At 33.8% G+C, this 17,280-nt stretch carries 23 protein-coding genes, 1 tRNA gene and 1 pseudogene; 10 read left to right on the top strand and 15 right to left on the bottom strand.

Annotation, left to right across the window (positions count from 1 at the left end):
* The first annotated feature begins 3 nt into the window (after window positions 1-3).
* Together I5515_RS04510 and I5515_RS04505 are read left to right on the top strand one after the other, a co-directional pair.
* The gene (locus I5515_RS04510; protein WP_199964957.1) at window positions 4-690 is read left to right on the top strand and encodes a hypothetical protein; all 687 of its coding nucleotides are present in this window, start codon (window positions 4-6) and stop codon (window positions 688-690) included.
* 140 nt (window positions 691-830) lie between these two features.
* On the top strand, window positions 831-1,523 hold the full coding sequence (locus I5515_RS04505; RefSeq protein ID WP_199964956.1) for a hypothetical protein: 693 nt from the start codon (window positions 831-833) through the stop codon (window positions 1,521-1,523).
* Between the two features lie 231 nt (window positions 1,524-1,754).
* Here the strand turns inward: I5515_RS04505 and I5515_RS04500 are convergent, their stop codons facing one another.
* Both I5515_RS04500 and I5515_RS04495 read right to left on the bottom strand, forming a co-directional pair.
* Window positions 1,755-2,093 (bottom strand): hypothetical protein, encoded by a 339-nt coding sequence (locus I5515_RS04500; protein ID WP_199964955.1) that lies wholly within the window; start codon window positions 2,091-2,093, stop codon window positions 1,755-1,757.
* A 281-nt stretch (window positions 2,094-2,374) separates the two neighbouring features.
* A complete protein-coding gene (locus tag I5515_RS04495) occupies window positions 2,375-3,142 on the bottom strand; it encodes a class I SAM-dependent methyltransferase (RefSeq protein WP_199964954.1) in 768 nt (255 codons plus the stop codon).
* Window positions 3,143-3,505: 363 nt separating this feature from the next.
* On the opposite strand from I5515_RS04495, the gene I5515_RS04490 reads away from it, so the two are divergent.
* On the top strand, window positions 3,506-3,991 hold the full coding sequence (locus I5515_RS04490) for an Lrp/AsnC family transcriptional regulator (protein ID WP_199964953.1): 486 nt from the start codon (window positions 3,506-3,508) through the stop codon (window positions 3,989-3,991).
* Window positions 3,992-4,170: 179 nt separating this feature from the next.
* Window positions 4,171-4,287, top strand: a complete 117-nt coding sequence (locus I5515_RS04485) for a hypothetical protein (protein ID WP_199964952.1) — start codon at window positions 4,171-4,173, stop codon at window positions 4,285-4,287.
* Window positions 4,288-4,302: 15 nt separating this feature from the next.
* Here the strand turns inward: I5515_RS04485 and I5515_RS04480 are convergent, their stop codons facing one another.
* The 4 genes from I5515_RS04480 to I5515_RS04465 all read right to left on the bottom strand — a co-directional run bounded on the left by I5515_RS04480 (window position 4,303) and on the right by I5515_RS04465 (window position 7,451).
* Window positions 4,303-5,112 (bottom strand): pyrroline-5-carboxylate reductase family protein, encoded by an 810-nt coding sequence (locus I5515_RS04480; RefSeq protein WP_199964951.1) that lies wholly within the window; start codon window positions 5,110-5,112, stop codon window positions 4,303-4,305.
* A gap of 416 nt (window positions 5,113-5,528) precedes the next feature.
* Window positions 5,529-5,753: a hypothetical protein gene (locus I5515_RS04475; RefSeq protein WP_199964950.1), complete on the bottom strand. Its 225-nt coding sequence runs from the start codon at window positions 5,751-5,753 to the stop codon at window positions 5,529-5,531.
* A gap of 212 nt (window positions 5,754-5,965) precedes the next feature.
* Window positions 5,966-6,181 carry a cold-shock protein gene (locus I5515_RS04470; protein WP_009389031.1) on the bottom strand — a complete coding sequence of 72 codons (216 nt, stop codon included), beginning with the start codon at window positions 6,179-6,181 and terminating at the stop codon, window positions 5,966-5,968.
* Between the two features lie 337 nt (window positions 6,182-6,518).
* Window positions 6,519-7,451, bottom strand: coding sequence for a lauroyl acyltransferase (locus I5515_RS04465; protein WP_199964949.1), 933 nt, complete (start codon window positions 7,449-7,451; stop codon window positions 6,519-6,521).
* A gap of 259 nt (window positions 7,452-7,710) precedes the next feature.
* Between I5515_RS04465 and I5515_RS04460 the strand changes: the two genes are divergently transcribed.
* Window positions 7,711-8,328 carry a LysE family translocator gene (locus tag I5515_RS04460; protein ID WP_199964948.1) on the top strand — a complete coding sequence of 206 codons (618 nt, stop codon included), beginning with the start codon at window positions 7,711-7,713 and terminating at the stop codon, window positions 8,326-8,328.
* A 97-nt stretch (window positions 8,329-8,425) separates the two neighbouring features.
* Here the strand turns inward: I5515_RS04460 and I5515_RS04455 are convergent, their stop codons facing one another.
* From I5515_RS04455 to I5515_RS04445, 3 genes are all read right to left on the bottom strand, one after another.
* Window positions 8,426-8,971, bottom strand: a complete 546-nt coding sequence (locus I5515_RS04455) for a glycoside hydrolase family 108 protein (protein WP_199964947.1) — start codon at window positions 8,969-8,971, stop codon at window positions 8,426-8,428.
* Between the two features lie 30 nt (window positions 8,972-9,001).
* Window positions 9,002-9,391, bottom strand: coding sequence for a hypothetical protein (locus tag I5515_RS04450; RefSeq protein ID WP_199964946.1), 390 nt, complete (start codon window positions 9,389-9,391; stop codon window positions 9,002-9,004).
* Between the two features lie 208 nt (window positions 9,392-9,599).
* A complete protein-coding gene (locus I5515_RS04445) occupies window positions 9,600-9,854 on the bottom strand; it encodes a hypothetical protein (RefSeq protein WP_042897964.1) in 255 nt (84 codons plus the stop codon).
* Window positions 9,855-10,517: 663 nt separating this feature from the next.
* Between I5515_RS04445 and I5515_RS04440 the strand changes: the two genes are divergently transcribed.
* Window positions 10,518-11,189 (top strand): XRE family transcriptional regulator, encoded by a 672-nt coding sequence (locus I5515_RS04440; protein ID WP_199964945.1) that lies wholly within the window; start codon window positions 10,518-10,520, stop codon window positions 11,187-11,189.
* Between the two features lie 152 nt (window positions 11,190-11,341).
* Here I5515_RS04440 and I5515_RS04435 read toward each other — a convergent pair whose 3' ends face one another.
* Both I5515_RS04435 and I5515_RS04430 read right to left on the bottom strand, forming a co-directional pair.
* Complete coding sequence (locus I5515_RS04435) at window positions 11,342-11,575, bottom strand: transposase (RefSeq protein WP_199964944.1); 234 nt, start codon at window positions 11,573-11,575, stop codon at window positions 11,342-11,344.
* A gap of 174 nt (window positions 11,576-11,749) precedes the next feature.
* Window positions 11,750-11,826: transfer RNA gene (locus I5515_RS04430), tRNA-Met, on the bottom strand.
* A 254-nt stretch (window positions 11,827-12,080) separates the two neighbouring features.
* Here I5515_RS04430 and xseA point away from each other — a divergent pair.
* Both xseA and xseB read left to right on the top strand, forming a co-directional pair.
* A complete protein-coding gene (gene xseA, locus I5515_RS04425; RefSeq protein WP_199964943.1) occupies window positions 12,081-13,346 on the top strand; it encodes an exodeoxyribonuclease VII large subunit in 1,266 nt (421 codons plus the stop codon).
* Window positions 13,336-13,530 (top strand): exodeoxyribonuclease VII small subunit, encoded by a 195-nt coding sequence (gene xseB / locus I5515_RS04420; RefSeq protein WP_199964942.1) that lies wholly within the window; start codon window positions 13,336-13,338, stop codon window positions 13,528-13,530. Before xseA ends, xseB begins: the two co-directional genes overlap by 11 nt.
* Before the next feature lie 197 nt (window positions 13,531-13,727).
* Here the strand turns inward: xseB and I5515_RS04415 are convergent, their stop codons facing one another.
* Window positions 13,728-13,946 (bottom strand): hypothetical protein, encoded by a 219-nt coding sequence (locus tag I5515_RS04415; protein WP_199964941.1) that lies wholly within the window; start codon window positions 13,944-13,946, stop codon window positions 13,728-13,730.
* A 47-nt stretch (window positions 13,947-13,993) separates the two neighbouring features.
* Window positions 13,994-14,124, bottom strand: a pseudogene (locus I5515_RS04410) (LysE family translocator); the annotation flags it as partial.
* A 440-nt stretch (window positions 14,125-14,564) separates the two neighbouring features.
* Between I5515_RS04410 and I5515_RS04405 the strand changes: the two are divergent.
* Window positions 14,565-14,894, top strand: coding sequence for a hypothetical protein (locus I5515_RS04405; RefSeq protein ID WP_199964940.1), 330 nt, complete (start codon window positions 14,565-14,567; stop codon window positions 14,892-14,894).
* 476 nt (window positions 14,895-15,370) lie between these two features.
* Window positions 15,371-15,721 carry a four-helix bundle copper-binding protein gene (locus tag I5515_RS04400; protein WP_092707927.1) on the top strand — a complete coding sequence of 117 codons (351 nt, stop codon included), beginning with the start codon at window positions 15,371-15,373 and terminating at the stop codon, window positions 15,719-15,721.
* Window positions 15,722-16,397: 676 nt separating this feature from the next.
* Here the strand turns inward: I5515_RS04400 and I5515_RS04395 are convergent.
* Window positions 16,398-16,805 (bottom strand): GFA family protein, encoded by a 408-nt coding sequence (locus I5515_RS04395; protein ID WP_199964939.1) that lies wholly within the window; start codon window positions 16,803-16,805, stop codon window positions 16,398-16,400.
* Window positions 16,806-16,831: 26 nt separating this feature from the next.
* On the bottom strand, window positions 16,832-17,233 hold the full coding sequence (cueR, locus tag I5515_RS04390; protein ID WP_199964938.1) for a Cu(I)-responsive transcriptional regulator: 402 nt from the start codon (window positions 17,231-17,233) through the stop codon (window positions 16,832-16,834).
* Between the last annotated feature and the right edge of the window lie 47 nt (window positions 17,234-17,280).

The raw sequence follows: 17,280 nt of genomic DNA, 5'->3' as shown, positions 1-17,280 counted from the left end.
AAAATGACTCAGTTTTTTTTAAGTACTCGTATTTCAAAAGTTCTTAGCAGCTCTGAAACTGCAATAAGAGAGCAAATAGATAAACTGTTTGAAATAGTTTCTGAACTTTCTACAATTGATCCTATTTTTGAGAAATGGTATATCAATAATCCTGTTGGTTCTAAGCCTCCATACGATTATCCGATACCTACAGAAAAAGCACGAAATTATCTATTTGACCTTAGAAAAAATGATATTAATGAAATCTTTTTACTCTGGAATGGTTCAATAGAAGAAGAAAACTTTGCAGGAATTTCATTTAGTAGAGTTGGTTTAATCCTTGATTTTCAAAAAAATTTAAACACCAATCAAATGATTAGACTTTTTGAAGTTATTTTAAAATTTCCAACTTACGACTACGTATATCTTAATACCTTCTTCTGTGGCCGTATAAATATTTATCCTCATAGATTAGTGACTACTGCAATTTGCTATGTACCGACCAAAATTGATGACAACTATTTACCCCATCTTTATAAAAAGATCGAAGTAGATAACGAATATAACAAAGGCACTATTCTGGTGTTTGATGAAAACTGGTCGGATGAGACAGACGAGTTAAAAAAAATAATTCAAGAAAACTCTATTGCGCTTATTGAGCTAGGTGTTATTCCTGAAACTGAACTACCGCACGGCTTCTTAAATGAATAACTCATAAATATAGTGATACTTGGGGTACAAAGCGTGCCCCTGTTTTTATAGAAAAATAATAACAAAGAATTAGCTAAATGAGATGAGCAAATTTCACTCATCTCAACAATTTTATGCCTTTATGACAATAGGATTTCAAAATGAGAGATTTTTTTCTTAGTACTCACACTTCAAAAAGACTTGGATCAACTGAAAATGAAATTACGGCTCAATTAGAAACTTTAAAGCTGATGATTAAAGAAATTTCGGTAATTGATCCGATTTTTGCCAACTGGTATGTAAATAACGCTGATGAAGATACTACTGAGGCTCCCCTAGATTATCCTTTTCCCACAGAAAAAGCTCATAAGTATCTTTTTAATCTTAGAGATTCAGATCATTTTGAAAGTTTTTCACTATGGAATGGGTTAGAAGAAAGTAGGCAATTTGCGAGTCTAAGATATGATTCGTTTGACTTGATGATGATATTTAAAAAGGTTTTTAATACTGAGCAAATGATTCAGTTATTTCAAGTTTTACTAAAGTACGCTCATTATAATTATGTTTCCCTAAATACTTATTTCTTTGGCGATATCAACGTATTTCCCCATAAAGCCGAAACGACTGCTATTTGCTATGTGCCTGTCAGCATCACCGCAGACTATTTACCACACCTCTATAAAAAGGTGGATGTAGATAACCAATACAACAAAGGCACTATTCTTGTGTTTGATGAAAATTGGGCAGATGAGACAGACGAATTAAAGAAAATAGTTCAAGAGAATTCGATTGCACTTGTTGAATTAGGTGTTATTCCAGAAGCGGGATTGCCAGACGGTTTCTTTAATGAGTAATCCATAAATATAGTGATAGCTGGGGGAAATTTCCCAGCTTTTTTACATGAGTAAAACTTAAAAATATACTCCGCTATGATAGATCCCCAATTAGATCATTTTTTATATTAAGCGGTTTCTTGAGGTGTATTTTATGATTTAAATGATAGGTTATATGCCATGATACACCGATAAAATGAATAATTAAATCCATCTTATCGGCTTGCTACAAGAGGTTTTTAAAATCTTATTTTATTTTCTAATATAGTTTGGAAACTCTTTTAAAACCTTACTACATAATTGGCCTTTCGCATCTCCTCTCTTGCGTGCTTCAAATTGGTCCATACCTAATCGCATAACTTCTCTACCGTATTTATCACCTAGTTCATGTTTAGTACATTTGTCAGATTCATGAACTAACTCTTGTGAAGTATAGTGATAGTTACAATCAAGTTGAGCACGGCTTAAATAACCATGTAGTTGTACTGTTCTCTCGCAAGTTGATCGCTGTATATAAGTTTTGGACTCTTGACCCGCATAAACTGATGTTGCTACCAATAAAGTGAAAGCTGTTACTAAAATATTACGCATTATTTCCCCGATAAAATTATTAAAAGTATTAGTGGCAATGTTGCGGGCGTATTAAATAATAATTGTTTACAAGTGTCTATTAATAAAAAGGAAATTAAATAAATCCTCTTCTCTTTTGAATACTTAATCACCTTAAAAAAATTGTGTGATTAAGTTTTATCAAATAACTGATATTAAATTTGTTTTCTCATCTTCTTTAATATAATCCAAGCGATTCAAAAAAGAGTTCTAGTGATATTTGATTTATTTCTTATCTACTAAAACCCTTACTCATTAGCACGTTAAAACCCTAATTTCTTAAAGACAAAATAGCCGACATGGCTTTCAAAACTACCATCATTTTGAATTTTGAAATATTTCTTAACGAGGTCAGATGAACCTTCCTGCAAATAACGTAAAGTTTTGATTTGGTCTTCAGGTGTTTTCATACGCTGTACCCAACTATCAAAATCTAAATTAAGCATTTGCTTATCTAGACCAACCAAGTCAAAGCCCGCATCTTCGATGAAATAAACCCATTCTTTCACACTATAATTTCGTACATGACTCGGGTCTCGAATCGTTTCGATCGTCTGTAAAAACGTATCTAATATAGGCGAGCTGGAACTAATAATATCTACGAAAATAACAATACCATCAGGCTTAAGAACGCGGCTTACTTCCTTCATGGCGGTCGGAACATGCTGCCAATGGTGAGCAGAATATCGGCTAATCACTACATCAAACTGATGATCGCTAAAAGGCATATCTTCGGCAATGCCCTGCTGCACAAAAATGTTTTTTAATTTGCGCTGGCTAGCAGCCTTAGACACCGTGTCTAACATTTCATGAGATAAATCATAAGCAAAGACGAGATCAGCATGGGGAGCAACATTATAAGAGACATGACCACCACCACAGCCTAAATCTAGGACTACCGCCTTTTCATATTTCTGAATTTCATTAATAAATTTATTAAATTCAATTCCTTCAGAATGAGCTTGGCTATTCAAATAGTCGAGAGATTTATTTTGATATTGTTTTTGGTTTATATCGTGCTGGGTGATCATAACCTTGCTTCCTTCTTTGCAATGAAATCACCATAAAGGAAAAGTTAGATAAAAAATAATGATTAGTTTTTCTATTATTTATAAAATAAAGTTATTATTTAATTTATTTTAATACACAATGACAATGAATAAAAATAGATTTAAGAACTTATAAAAAATCCGCAAAGAGCACTGTTTAGTCACCCTTACTGAAACAGTGCTCTTTGCTCCACCAAACCTTTATCCAGAAGGTTGGATGCATAGAAATAGTGTATTTAGCTTTAGCTCAAAATGTTTCCTGTATTTTTTGGTTTTTTTAAATGATGTCAGCATAAAAATGAAGTATATTTAATTTTATCAGAAGATTCTTCTTTGGTTTATATTTTGAACAGAACAGAATACACATTAGACCGTATAGATCGGAAAATTTTATCTGCCTTACGAGGTAATGGCCGATTAACCGTTGCTCAATTGGCTGAAGAAGTAGGTCTTTCATCTTCTCCGTGTTGGACACGACTCAAGCGACTGGAAACCTTAAGAATTATTGAAGGCTATACGGTAAACGTAAACCCTAAAGCGATTGGCATTCATGAGGTATTCTTTATAGAAATTACTTTAGAGCGCCATGATGATGAAATGCTGGAAAATTTCAGCGAAGCATTAGCAGACATACCCGAAGTCGTAGAAGCTCATCTAGTTACAGGCGAATATGATTATTTGGTTAAAGTAGCTGTAAAAGATGCTGAACATTACGAACGCTTTTTACGAAAAAAACTCTATTCAATTAAAGGCATTCGACACACACGCTCAACCTTTGCCCTGCGCCCGCTTAAATCTGCCAATACAGCCGATTTGATGTTAATTGAATAGGCGTTGTTAATTGTAAAGACTAAAATTTAGATCTAATCCATTGATTAAAATAGTTATTGTTTTAAAAAATCAATAATAGCCTTTAGCTACTCTGTTATATTTTTTTTGAAAAACTCTGTATCTATGATTACAGCCTCCGCTTCTGCATAATAAAATTAATCTGAATTGGAGGCATCGCCATGAACATTTTGAAGAAAAAAAATAAGGCCAGTTTTGTATTCTTTATTATTACTCTCTACTCTTTTATTGGGTTTGGCTTAGGTTTCATTATTTGGGAATACTTTTTAAAGAACTAGTTTACTAAAGAAGAGTTAACCAACCTCAGAAATAATTTCTGAAGTAATTTCTCTACTACGGTGATATGCGGCCTTCATTGCTAAACGTATATCATCAGATACATTTCCTAAATCAAACATTCGTAGCGCTGATTCGGTAATTCCATTTGCCAAAGTCACCTTTCCACATAAATCTGCAGGCGAAACATTGGTTTTGCGAATCATTTCAACTGCACCCGTAGCAGCTTGAAGTGCAAGATCTAAGGCTAATTGCTTGTCTAGACCTAATGAGACTCCCGTCTTAATCATGCTATCTAAAATATAAAAAAAGTAAGCTGGCCCAGAGCCAGATAAAGCAATAATTGCGTCAGTTTGTGTTTCGGAAACTGCCCAGAAAGTCTGTCCTGTTGCAGAGTATAGCGTTTCAATCAGGTCTTTATCGATCTGGTCCATCTGGTCAGAAGCAATAAGAACATGAGTGCCGACATGAGTGAGTACGGGAGGATTTGAAATTACCCGAACAACTTTTTTTGAACCAGTAATCGTTGTCAGTTTTACAATATCAATCCCAGCCATCATAGAAACAATGACTTTACGTGCTAAGTGCTTTTTGAATGGTTCAAGCGTTTCTTTTAGGTTTTTAGGCTCCAGTAATAAAATAACAATATCTGCTTTTTTTAAAATATTTTCCTTTTGCTTTAACATATTTTCATCGTTAATTTTTTTCTCTTCCATCAGATGTATTTTTTCTTTTTTAAATCCTTTTAAAACTAAGCCTCCAATTAAGGCTAACGCCAAGGTACTACTACCAACAAAACAAATATTAGGTTGTACTGCATTTAACATTAAAAATGTTTTCCTTTCTTGAAGCAGATTATAACAATAAATATTATCTATACTTTAATTATGAACATTGAAAGAATGTATAACCGTCTTGAATAAAGAACCCACTCAAATAACTTGTATTTAAGTGGGTTATGTTTTATTTGCGCAATAAATAAAACAACTTTAGCTTAAACCTAATCTATTACTATATTTAGTATATTCCACACGCAAATTGTAAAAGACATGTAATTAGTATTATAAAATTGTACATAACCTTTAGTATTTAATAATAAGTATAAAATTATTAGATTTTCTAAACAAAAGTAGAGGCATAAAATATGCTACTTTTCCATGAAGCAACTACTCATACTTTGTATCAATCGAATAAGAGTGAGGGTCAAACACCCACAATTCATATCTACTCATTAAAAAAACAGCTAATTGGTTTCTGCTTTTTTATTTAAGATTCGCTCCGCTTTTCTTGTAGCTTGCTCTAAAGCTATCTCATTGCAAACCCAAAAAGTATAAATTTTTCCAAATAAATGAAAGTGTTGCTTATTATATTCCGAATGGTTATCAGAATAGTGATCTTCCACTTTGAAATAATTTTTATCGTTTTCTATTTTTTGACCGTCAAAAATACCACCAATACAAATATCCATTTTAATACCAAAAACTTAGTGAATTATATTATAACATAGAAAGTAAAAAGTAATTTTAATAGATTGTTTTCTACACAACCCCTTCATTTTAAACATATTCTAAATTAACATTTATAAAAAACCCACAAATATAAAGTGGGCTTTTTCAACTCTGCTAAAATGCTATACTTTTTAAATATAATTTATTTAAAATATTCATGCATTTTATTTAATTATGAATTTTGAAGAATCACAATATTTGAAGCTTGAGGGCCTTTTTTACCCTGTACTATCGTAAACTCAACACGTTGACCTTCCAATAGAACTTTAAAACCTTGTGTTTGAATATCAGTAAAATGAGCAAAAATATCTTTACCTTCATCAGTCACAATAAAACCAAAACCTTTAGTTTCATTGAACCATTTTACTGTACCAGTTGTAGTAGACATATCTTATATCCTAACTCTTAAAATATTATAACTTATTATTGGTGAAACCAATTTAACTAAAAAATAGACGTCAGAACTTAAATATCTGAAAAAACCGAAGGATTATAAATCAAACTGTGCAAATATAAAGTTATAATGACAAGAATATTTTGTTAGTTACTCTCGATAATACACATTTCAAAAGCATTTGCAATCGATATTCAAAATAATTCAAACAAGAAAGCTTCTACGCGCCTAGACATCCCTATTTCATATTAATTTCACTAGAATTTCTTTCATTTCAAATTCTGTTTCATTGCAATTGAGAGAAGTAACTTTGCTACTTCTCATAAGCCCATCAATAAAATTTCTGTTCACCAGCAGGACGTGTCTTAAAACGTCGATGGAACCACATGTATTGTGTAGGGGCAATACGAATTTGATTCTCAATAATTTTATTTACTCGTTCAGCATCACTCACTTCGCACCCACTCGGAAAATTCTCTAATTTAGGTTCTACGAGCACATGATATTGAGGATTTCTGATATTGCCACTTCTGTAAAAGTACAAAGGGACTGCCGCTGCTTTTGATATATCCATCAGTCTGCGGTGAGCTGTCACAGTCGCCGCTTGTATACCAAAAAATGATGCCATTACGCCTTGTTTTAAACCAAAATCCTGATCTGGGCTATACCATATTGCATGACCATGTTTGAGGTTTTGGATAAGCCCACGCATGTTGTCTCGAGCAATCTGGTTTTTATACACTCTTGCACGACTACGATGAATCAGAAAATCTAAAAAGGGATTGTTTTGTGGTCGGTAAACCACATCCATATTAAAAAATAAGGTACAAGCCGCTCCACCTGCATCTAAAAGCGTACTATGAGTCCCTAATAAAAGTACGCCATTTTCCTGATTATTAGTTAAATTCTCTAGCCCATCTATATGAACACGGCTTTTAAACCAGTTTGGGCTGTACCAAGCATTTAATGCTTCAAATACCCCAGTTATAGTATCCACAAAAACCTGTTTAGCTTTCACTTCAATTTGCATAGGTGTTTTTTCAGGAAAGCATGCTTCTAAATTACGTAGTGTTGTTTTTCTTCTTGAACCTAAAGATTTCCATGCTATTTTTGAAAGAAAATCTGCGAGACGCCATTGAATAGCCCAAGGTAACATTGCGAATAACATCAAGATAAAAGCTAAAACCCATAGCCCCCAATATTTAAACGATAAAAAGGAAAATCGAAATTCGCCAGATTTAAACTGCCGTTCTTTTTTCGTCATGTTGTATATTTCGAGAGGTATAGACTTAGCATAGTAGCATGCCCATTTAGTGGGGTTGTATGTTTATGTTGCTTTCCCCTTCAAAATTTTTATATCCCTTATCTGTTTATATAAATACCTATTTTATTTAGGGATTTTCAAATTTTACTATTTAATCTATTCACTTATAAATATACATAACCTTCTGTATACATAAATTATTTTCTCATTTAAAGTAAACACATAATCTTGCCTCAATTGATAAATAGGATATATCAGCGTGAGCGGTCTTTTAGTTTTTATAACAATTGCATTCCTTACCCTCTTAAGCCCCGGCCCCGGTGTTTTATTTACTGTCACAAATTCAATCAATTATGGTGTTAGAACCGCTTTATTCGGTATTAGCGGCTTAATTATTGGTATGTTTGTAATTGCTGTAATTTCCGCGAGTGGTGTAGGTCTTATTATTACGAGCAACCCTACTATATTTACGGTTTTAAAATTTATTGGTGCATTTTATTTAATGTATCTAGGATATAAAAACTTCAGTAAAAAAACGCCATCACAAGATTTAATCACTGATCAGCAAGGTGATAAAAATGTAAGTAAATCGAAACTCTTTTATCAAGGCCTCCTCGCATCTTTGCTTAACCCTAAAACAATCGTATTTTTTATTGCTCTTTTCCCTCAATTTATTGATATAAAGAAAGAAATTTTAAATCAGTTTTTAATTCTATCTTTAACCTTTTGTTTTATTGGCTTTTTAATTCATTTGGTCTATGCAAATTTCTCTTCAATTTTTAAAGAAAAGATGTTGGCTGGAAATAATTTTTCTATACTCAATAAAATCAGTGGCGCTATTTTCTTTCTTCTTGCAATTTTACTCATCGCACAATAACTCATTAATTTAAGAATTATGCTTTAAAAGCCTTAACTCATGTTTAGACTTTTAAAGCATTGCGATTATTCAGCATATTTTTATCTAATTATAATTTTTATAACGACACCCTATTTAAAATCCAACCATAAAAGAAGGCTTCATAATTTGGGTTCTTCTCTGTAATTTCGATATAGTGCTGCCCTTGCATAATATTTAAAACACGTACTAATACCATTTCTCCTTCTTTATGCCGCTTGTTCAAATACGTCGTAAGAGCTTGAAAAGTGAGAGGTCCATACTGACCATCTAACGCAAGATTTGGCCAGCCTTCTTTTCCCTCCTTATTCAGCAGATTTAAAGCGCGTTGTAATATGAGTTTTGCAAAATTGACACCACAATTAACAGCCGTATCAAATAACTCTTCTGCAATAGCAGAGCTAATCTCATTGATCTGGTCAAATTGGGGTTCAAACCAATATTGTTGCTTATAAATAGATTTGGCCACGGCTAATGGTAAATCTCGCATATCACCTTGATAGCCTTGTGATCGAGCGACTGCTTCTGTAATGCCAAACTTGGTAGCATGCCCATGGTCTGATGGATGGTTAACATATCCACCTTCTCTGTCTATGATTGTTTCTAAGTACTGGTCGATATTCATTTTATTTTACCCATATGATTTGAACTGTTTTTAGCTATTCTGCAGATCATCTTTCGCTTTTTTTAAGTCTTTCATGACTTCCACAATCGTTTTACCTTCTTGTTTATTGATGAAGTTAAATATCCATCTCACAATAGCCCAACCCGGCAAACCGCAAATAAAGAAGAATCCACATAGTGTGATCATTCCCCAAATATCTTGTACCCATTCTTGTAAATTCCATTTCATAATAATAAATGAGCCGCCTGTTAAGCTTGAAACTACTGTACATATCAACCCAACAATCCATTCTTGTGGAGAGCGAGGGAAACGCATCATTAACACGACTGCGACAACTAAGCTGACTGCTAAAGCCACCATAATTGCAATGCTATAAAAATTTAAAAAGGTGGCTAATCCACTCGTTGGAATTGCTTTCATAATCTTGTCCTGCTTTAAAGGGTAAAACTTGAAAATTCATCAACATCACCAGCTTGTTGTTTTTCAGGTTGTATAAATACCCTTAGTTTTCTTTATTACAGTCAATAAAAAACACTAACGCTTTAAAGCGGCGCTAAATTGCAAGACGAACTTACCCTTGGCCCTTAATTTCAGGGCCTCAGAAAGAATGTTTGTGTGCTAAAGCTGGTTAGTGTGCACTGTTTAAGGCTTGTTCAATCAACTCAATTACGGTGATTGCACCTATCGCTTTTTGCATAGAGACTTGATCATCGAATTCGAATGCTTCATCTTCAAGCTCACTTGCAATTTGCTTTGCCTCTTCAAGCGCCCTTTTTATTTTTTGTACCTTATATTTGTTTATATCTTTTGCAATTGTTGGGACATACCCTCCACGTTTTGCATTTTTAAGTTGTTTAGCTCTGTTCTGCATTGCTGTAGTCATTCACTATCTCCAACTCAATTTACTCGTTTAGTAAGGCATCTTTATCGTTTGTTATTCTTGAAGTTTCGTACACTACTTTGAGCAATATAGCTAAGCTATGACTACAAATGTGTGTTCGAAACGTTTCATCTAGTACAACAAATACAAAGAACGAAACTGTATGCATTTAAATCATTAATTTAAAATAGATATTTCCTTTTTTAAAATTGTAAAAAAGTATTAAATTTAAGCTGTTTTCGAACTTTAATTTTTTGCCAAAACAGTTCAAATAAGGCTTTGCCGTATATCGGAAACTTTTGTTGCAGCTCACAATCTTTGTTAAATTCTTCATGTTCTTGATACCCTTTATCGACGAACATTAAGCCTGATCCACGGAATCGGGCTTTTTTTATTCCATTTTTTGTTTTGATAGCCTATCTGTAAATAATAATTGAGCTATCTCCCTTTTAATTTGCTTCCTATAGAAACAAATTAAATTTAGCTTCCATCTCAACATGTTGATAAACCTATAAATAGAGACTCAAACACTATTTAAACTTTATCTATCCATCTCAAGATATAACTGATATTATAACTATAGTTATTATTAGTCAATAACTATAGTTGTTTTACTCGATATAACTTTAGTTATATATTTGTTATAAGTTTGCTGGTGTAACCGTTATGGCTCTTAAAGACCGTTTAAAAGACTCTAGAATTAAAGCTAAAAAAACTCAGGCTGAAGTTGCTGAGGCTGTAAAGATGTCTCAACCTGCCTATCAGGCTTTAGAGTCAGGTAAAAATTTGAAATCTGCATTTCTTCCTTTAATTGCCCAATTTTTAGGTGTAGATGGTTATTGGTTAACAACTGGAAATACAGAAGATTCTTTTAGAGAAAGTGATGTATTTAGCGCTACTGTCGTGAATGCGGAATCCACCGATCAATATGTCTGGATTGAAGTCGTAGAGGCTAACTTTTCTTGTGGTACTGGTGAGTCTATCGAGTTTCACTTCGATGCAATTAATGGAAAAATTCCCTTTCCAGCTTCATTTTTTAAAGAAAAACGAGTTGCTCAAGAATGCATGCGTATTATCAAAGCTAAAGGCGATAGCATGACAGACTACATTAAAGATGGGGATTTAGTCGGTATTGATATCTCTCAGACTGAAGTGATTGATGGTGAGATTTATGCGGTTTACTTTGCAGGGGAAGGAATGATTAAGCAAATTTTTAAAGAAGCAGACGGTTCTTTAATTTTGCATAGTCTAAATGAAAAATTTAGAGACCGACGCGTAACTGAAGAAAATGGAAAGAACTTTAAGGTTATGGGCCGTCAATTCTGGCGAGCAGGCTAACTCAGTTATAAATATAATTAAAATAATAATTCTATAGATTTGAGATATTTTGCATTTTTATAACTTTAATTGTTTATATCCCATATAGATATAAAAAAACCTATCTCTTTCAATGGAGATAGGTTTTTTAGCTTTAGCGCCAAACATTTTCATCAACAATACGCAGTTAAACGATAAAGCTGATTAAATCCAGCATAGAAGCTTTTGCCATCTTGATTTAATTCGATTTCTTCACCAGATTGAAGTTGAATTTTCTTACCAACTTCGACCCAACGATAACCATCTTGAGAGTTTTGCTTACGCACGTGAGGAACAATCCTCACATTAATCTCATTGCCATTTACGGCTGTGGCAACTAGCCACTCATTTACTATATTCACAATCATTCACTCATCACTGAGCTCATGTGATTTAACGGTATTTAATTAGAACGCTAGATTTAAGGTATGGACAGTCAGTCTAGAATTTAATATTTAGCTTGATATTGGGTTATTTATAAGCTAATTGCTTTTCATAATTTTCGCATTATGAAAAGTGGTACATCACAGAGCATAATATTTTGGTTGCGGGGGTTGGATTTGAACCAACGACCTTCGGGTTATGAGCCCGACGAGCTACCAGACTGCTCCACCCCGCAATTGGAAGTAAGCTTTATACGCCCATATATTTTATAAAGCAAACTCTTTTTTTTAATCTGTTGTAATTACTCAGTTTTATCTTTTTTAATTAATTCTATCTTTTTCACAAGCTTGAGATAAACAAGCTAAATTTAAGATTAAACTTTTGAATTGTTGTATTTATTTTAAACAGAACGCTAAATTCATAGACAACAATTGCCTTGGCTGGGTTGCTTTTATACTATCTAGTTTAATTCTCTAAGTTTTATTTCGTATGTCTGAACCTCAGTTTTCCCTTAGTGAATATCTCAGCACAGTTCAGGAAGTCATACGCCTAGCCTTTGATGAACCAGTTTGGGTAAAAGCTGAGATTCGAAATTTAAATATTAAAGGCGGTCATTACTATTTAGAACTTGCAGAAAAAGATGCAGATACGGATAAGGTCATTGCAAGTTGTAAGGCCACGATCTGGAAATTTTCGGCAAGTAAAATTGTTCTGAAGTTTGAGCGTGAAACGGGTATTGAAATTTCAAGTGACCTCAATGTTCTCATAAAAATTCGAGCACGTTTTGATCCTCAATATGGATTTTCAGTCAATATTGAAGAGATTGACTCAAGTTTTACCTTAGGCGAAATTGCTAAACGTTATCTGCAAATTATTGAACGGCTCACACAAGAAGGCTTAATTCATAAAAATAAACTCCTTCCTACTCCGTTTGATATTCAAAATGTTTTAGTCATTGCTCCTCAAAATGCTGCGGGCCTCGGCGACTTTAAAAAAGATGCCGATGCGCTAGAAAGAAATGGGGTTTGCCATTTTGTGTATCACACAGCGACTTTTCAAGGAAATACAGCCGCAACTAGCTTGATAGAGTCTTTAGGTACAGGTTTAAGGCAATGGGCCAGCACATTCAACTTTCCACCAGACTTGATTGTAATTATTCGTGGCGGTGGATCTGTGAATGATTTGGCGTATTTGAACGATTATGAACTTGCAGCCCTGCTTTGCAAACGCACTGTACCCATTTGGGTCGGTATTGGTCATGAAAAAGACCGTACAATTCTTGATGAAATCGCACATCGTTCATTCGACACACCAAGTAAAGTGATTGCTGGTATTCGCAACCATATTGTAGAACACGTACAAGAAGTGGTAGATAGTCTGCAAACCATTAAGCTACTTTCACAGCATCAAATCACAAGCTATCAAAGCAAGAATGATCAGCTACTTCAGCACATTAAATCTTCGGCACAAGGTCAGCTTAATTCAGCACATCGCCTGCTTGACCAGATGAAAGAACGTATTCAGTTTAGTTCACAGCAACAAGTTAAATTTTCATTAGCCCAGATCGAATCTTTAATGAAAGAAATCCTTTTACAAAATCCGAAACAGGTTCAAGCCAAAGGCTATGCAATTGTTCGATCAGAAGGAAAAGCAATTCACTCTATCCATCAAATTTCAAACCCTGCCATTACCATTGAAATGCAAGATGGTGTGATTGAAGCCAACATTACACAGGTAATTCCAAATGAAAAATGAAAAGTTAACGTTTAAGGATGGCCATGACATTTTGAAAAAAAATGCCGAATTATTAGAATCTCAAGAAAGCCCAGATATTGATAATTTGATGAAAATTGTTGAAGAATCGATTACTGCTTATAAAGCGTGTAAATCACGTATAGAAGCCGTACAACAAGCTTTAGATGAGACATTTAAAGAATAAAGCGCAATAGAAAAAGCCCATTCCTACTTCTCATTGAAGGAATGGGCTTAGTGAAAACCACTCAGTCCTGAAATGCAAAAATGTAGATTAGGTCACATTTTTGCAAAAGCATAGTCCCACAATCATTTTGGATGTTCAATATTTTAATTGTGTCTATTACGTTAGTTTGGCTTGATTTTCAAAACATGCTTTAAAGGCTATTGCTCACCAAAGGGTCCAACCAATTGATAAATTTTTCCGTCTTTAGGGTTTTCATACAGTAAATCCATATTAGGTAAAATAATATCATCATCAATTTCAATATGTTCAACACTTTTATGAAGCTCAAGGGCATGGTCATTCATAGGCCGAACTTTTGCCAAAGCAATTGTTTCTTGGTTAAACTGGTCCTTAATAATTACTTTTAATCTTTTCATAAAAATCTCCTGAAAATTAAATTTTTAATATAAATAATGGGTTAAGTTTAAAATGAGCTAATCGCTGAATGGCCGATTGGCATAGCAAAAAAGTTAAAATAAATACAGCCGTACGTTGTAAATTACGTGGGTTTAACCAAGTTACTTTGTTTAAAATTAATACGGTTCCAAAAGCAATTTAATTATGCTAGACGAAATATGTCAAAAAGAAGCCTCTATTGTCGATAAAATCGTTGTAACAAGAAATATTGAAATCATTTTTTTTATCTTTAAAACAAATAATTAACAAAAACTGACCTTAAATTCACTTACGATTTCAATAATTTTAAATATGCAAAATTTATCACGTAAATATAAAATAAAGAGACATAATCCTTAATGCCTACTCATAAAATTTAATGGTTATTTTTTTCAAAAATCGAGCGTTATAGCGTCAAAATTTTGGTATTTCTAATACATTTTAGCTTAACAAATAATAGCTTTAATCCTTACTTGAAATTTCAAAATTGAACAATATATAAGCAATTAGAAATCGTGATTTTACTGAATATGATGCTCTGCTCCCCATCAATTCATTGATCGCCGCTTTCATCAAATATGTCAGATGATGGAGGATGCATGATGAATGCTTATGTTCGCCCTCATCCAGATGGTTTTAAATCTTATTTAGGAAAAAATCAGACAACTGGGCTCTATGTTGTGCGGCTTGGTTGGACGATTTATGAAGTTAATGGCAATGGTTCTGTCCTATACATTGTTAGAAATGAAGATAAAATTCCACTGGATGTAGAGAAATTTAAAACCGATCGTCCTAAAATTTATGCTGCTCTTCTGAGTGAAGTACAGTTTCAACGCAAGAAACAACTCGCTATTGATCTTCAAAAGTCCAACATTTCTTCTTATGACCGTAAAGCTTATAAAAAACGCCGTGGTTTTATAGGTTATTAAACATACCTATTATAGTAGGCATATAGAAAAAGCACCCTTGGGTGCTTTTTCTTTTAACGACCAGTTGTAATTAATACGAGCATACTCAGTATTAATGTGCTTAATGATCGTTTGCAATGGATGTGGACTTCATGCTCAGCTCCGTGAGCGTATTGATTAACGTTTTCCATTTCGTGTCCTTCAAAGTTCACATTCCTAATTTGCCTAATATTCACACAATAAGAAATTAGCCAAAAGTATTATATGCAATTAAATTTAACACAATCCTTAAATTTTAGTGACACCTTTTATCCTCAAGAAATAAGCCCTTTTAAGTTAAAAACTGGATGTAACATTCTACTACGAGGTTAATTATGTATTGGGTATTTGTACCCCTTTCATCTCAAATGCCCATTGTTTGAAAAATGATCTATAAAATAGAAAAACATAACAATATTCCATTTTTTAATAAAAACTTTTGGAATAGGAGAATTCGTATGCAAACCAATCAAGAAGCAAATAATTCATTATTTTGCCAAGCCTCTACCTCAATTCAAGCCTGTGTAGAATGTATGATTGCTTGTAAAACCTGTGCAGCCGCCTGTTTGCAAGAAGAACATATGATGCGTGAATGTATTAAACACTGTCTGACTTGTGTAGAAACCTGTCAGTTATGTACTTCTTTGGAATTAAGACATTCTGAGCTGGCTGAACAAGCGATGCCATTATGTGCCCATGCATGTCAACTTTGTGCAGCAGAATGCAGCAAACATGAACATGAGCACTGCCAAATTTGTGCTAAAGCTTGTTTACGTTGTGCTCAAGCGTGTCAAGCCTATCGTGCATAGTCACGTAACGCATAAGGAAGTTTGTATAGCTGATTTATAGTCAGGCCATATATGGTAGGAAAATTTCTAAAAAAGGACTGAGTAACTTAAGGTATTAAAAATTAATAATTTATCGTTTTGTATTTTATTTAAGAGAGGTTAATAATAACTTTTCTTTAGGCATAAAAAAAACCCGCATCTTGGGGAAGAATGCAGGCTCTTAGATCTCCCACAACGACCATGAGTCCATTATTACACTTGAACTTTAAACCGTTGACCAAATGTACCTATAAATAAATTAAATTGCAATACAGAATAGTCTGTATGTTTAAAATATTTTATTATTTCTTCAGAGTTTTATTTGCTTAAGAAGCAACAGACAAAAGTAGCGCGACAAAAAATCGTTATTTATGAAGTGACAACCTAATAAGTAACTTTTTACAGGCATTAAAAAAGCCCGTTTCACGGGCTTTTCTGCAACGGTGAGCAATCTAAGATTTGTATCTTTCCATCTCTTAAATGCTCTTTGCTAGCTATATGTAAGGTCTTATCGTATCTTTTGCCCTGTCCCAAGTTTCCCTGTGGATCGAGGAGATATTACGATTACCTTAAGTACAGTTATAGCACATTATTTATTCATGGCTAGTCTTGTTCACGTTTTTTTACAAATGAATAAAATACGATCCAACCTTAATATTTAAGGGTTTTCTACCCCATTTTGATATTGGCGAGCACTATCGCAAATTGGATACCACTTCGCTTTTGAACTGACAAAAGCATGAGAGCTAACTTGGGCAGATATTTCTTCATTAATGAGCCCTACCCTTAAGCGCACTACTTCAGGCTTATCTAAACGTTCACTCCAGACAGGTGAGCCACAAGTTTTGCAAAACACTCTCTTTTTATTGGGAGATGCAAAATAAGCCTGTAACAGGTTTTCCCCCTGCACAATATTTAAGTCACTTTTTTGTACTTGGGTAATGGCAGCAAAAGCGGCACCTTGTGCTTTTTGACATTGTTTACAATGGCATACCATGATGGGAGCTAATTCGGCATTTACTTCTAATTGAACACCATTACAAAGACAAGAAGCTGTATAAGGCATTATTTATCCTCTTATTTTGATTGGATTTAGCTTACACCCACACCTTTTTCAATGTGATCTAAAATGGCACAAGCCGCCTGTTGATCACCGCAGCAATCATCGGCCGAAGTCTGCAAAATAGAAACCATTTCTTGTAAGTGAGCAATTTTTTGTTTTAATTCGGCGATATGCTTTACGGTTAATTGCTTAACCTCGGCACTATGACGATCAGTATTTTTCCAAAGCGAAATGAGCTCTTTCATTTGTTCCGATGAAAAACCTAACTCTCTGGCATGTTTTAAAAAGTTTAAGGTTTTAAGATCTGTCTCTGAATAAATACGATAACCAGAAGCAGAACGCTGCGCCGCTTCAAGTAAACCAATTTCTTCATAATAGCGAATCATTTTCGCCGAAATACCAGACTGCTTAGATGCCTGACCGATGTTCATCTCACACCTCAAATATTAAATTTGGTTTAAGACCTGATTTTCTGATC

Source organism: Acinetobacter calcoaceticus (genome assembly GCF_016508255.1).
GTDB classification, from domain to species: domain Bacteria; phylum Pseudomonadota; class Gammaproteobacteria; order Pseudomonadales; family Moraxellaceae; genus Acinetobacter; species Acinetobacter calcoaceticus_E.
Note: the sequence above shows the minus strand (reverse complement) of the source record. Positions and strands in the feature narration are given on the sequence as shown.

Coding starts and splice junctions, on each gene's coding strand:
- I5515_RS04485 (WP_199964952.1), top strand. CDS start 4,171: ATGAACATTTTGAAGAAAAAAAATAAGGCCAGTTTTGTATTCTTTATT.
- I5515_RS04510 (WP_199964957.1), top strand. CDS start 4: ATGACTCAGTTTTTTTTAAGTACTCGTATTTCAAAAGTTCTTAGCAGC.
- I5515_RS04500 (WP_199964955.1), bottom strand. CDS start 2,093: ATGCGTAATATTTTAGTAACAGCTTTCACTTTATTGGTAGCAACATCA.
- I5515_RS04455 (WP_199964947.1), bottom strand. CDS start 8,971: ATGAATATCGACCAGTACTTAGAAACAATCATAGACAGAGAAGGTGGA.
- xseA (WP_199964943.1), top strand. CDS start 12,081: ATGTCTGAACCTCAGTTTTCCCTTAGTGAATATCTCAGCACAGTTCAG.
- I5515_RS04480 (WP_199964951.1), bottom strand. CDS start 5,112: ATGTTAAATGCAGTACAACCTAATATTTGTTTTGTTGGTAGTAGTACC.
- I5515_RS04470 (WP_009389031.1), bottom strand. CDS start 6,181: ATGTCTACTACAACTGGTACAGTAAAATGGTTCAATGAAACTAAAGGT.
- I5515_RS04440 (WP_199964945.1), top strand. CDS start 10,518: ATGGCTCTTAAAGACCGTTTAAAAGACTCTAGAATTAAAGCTAAAAAA.
- I5515_RS04405 (WP_199964940.1), top strand. CDS start 14,565: ATGATGAATGCTTATGTTCGCCCTCATCCAGATGGTTTTAAATCTTAT.
- I5515_RS04505 (WP_199964956.1), top strand. CDS start 831: ATGAGAGATTTTTTTCTTAGTACTCACACTTCAAAAAGACTTGGATCA.
- cueR (WP_199964938.1), bottom strand. CDS start 17,233: ATGAACATCGGTCAGGCATCTAAGCAGTCTGGTATTTCGGCGAAAATG.
- I5515_RS04475 (WP_199964950.1), bottom strand. CDS start 5,753: ATGGATATTTGTATTGGTGGTATTTTTGACGGTCAAAAAATAGAAAAC.
- I5515_RS04450 (WP_199964946.1), bottom strand. CDS start 9,391: ATGAAAGCAATTCCAACGAGTGGATTAGCCACCTTTTTAAATTTTTAT.
- I5515_RS04465 (WP_199964949.1), bottom strand. CDS start 7,451: ATGACGAAAAAAGAACGGCAGTTTAAATCTGGCGAATTTCGATTTTCC.
- I5515_RS04435 (WP_199964944.1), bottom strand. CDS start 11,575: ATGATTGTGAATATAGTAAATGAGTGGCTAGTTGCCACAGCCGTAAAT.
- I5515_RS04400 (WP_092707927.1), top strand. CDS start 15,371: ATGCAAACCAATCAAGAAGCAAATAATTCATTATTTTGCCAAGCCTCT.
- I5515_RS04445 (WP_042897964.1), bottom strand. CDS start 9,854: ATGACTACAGCAATGCAGAACAGAGCTAAACAACTTAAAAATGCAAAA.
- xseB (WP_199964942.1), top strand. CDS start 13,336: ATGAAAAATGAAAAGTTAACGTTTAAGGATGGCCATGACATTTTGAAA.
- I5515_RS04495 (WP_199964954.1), bottom strand. CDS start 3,142: ATGATCACCCAGCACGATATAAACCAAAAACAATATCAAAATAAATCT.
- I5515_RS04415 (WP_199964941.1), bottom strand. CDS start 13,946: ATGAAAAGATTAAAAGTAATTATTAAGGACCAGTTTAACCAAGAAACA.
- I5515_RS04395 (WP_199964939.1), bottom strand. CDS start 16,805: ATGCCTTATACAGCTTCTTGTCTTTGTAATGGTGTTCAATTAGAAGTA.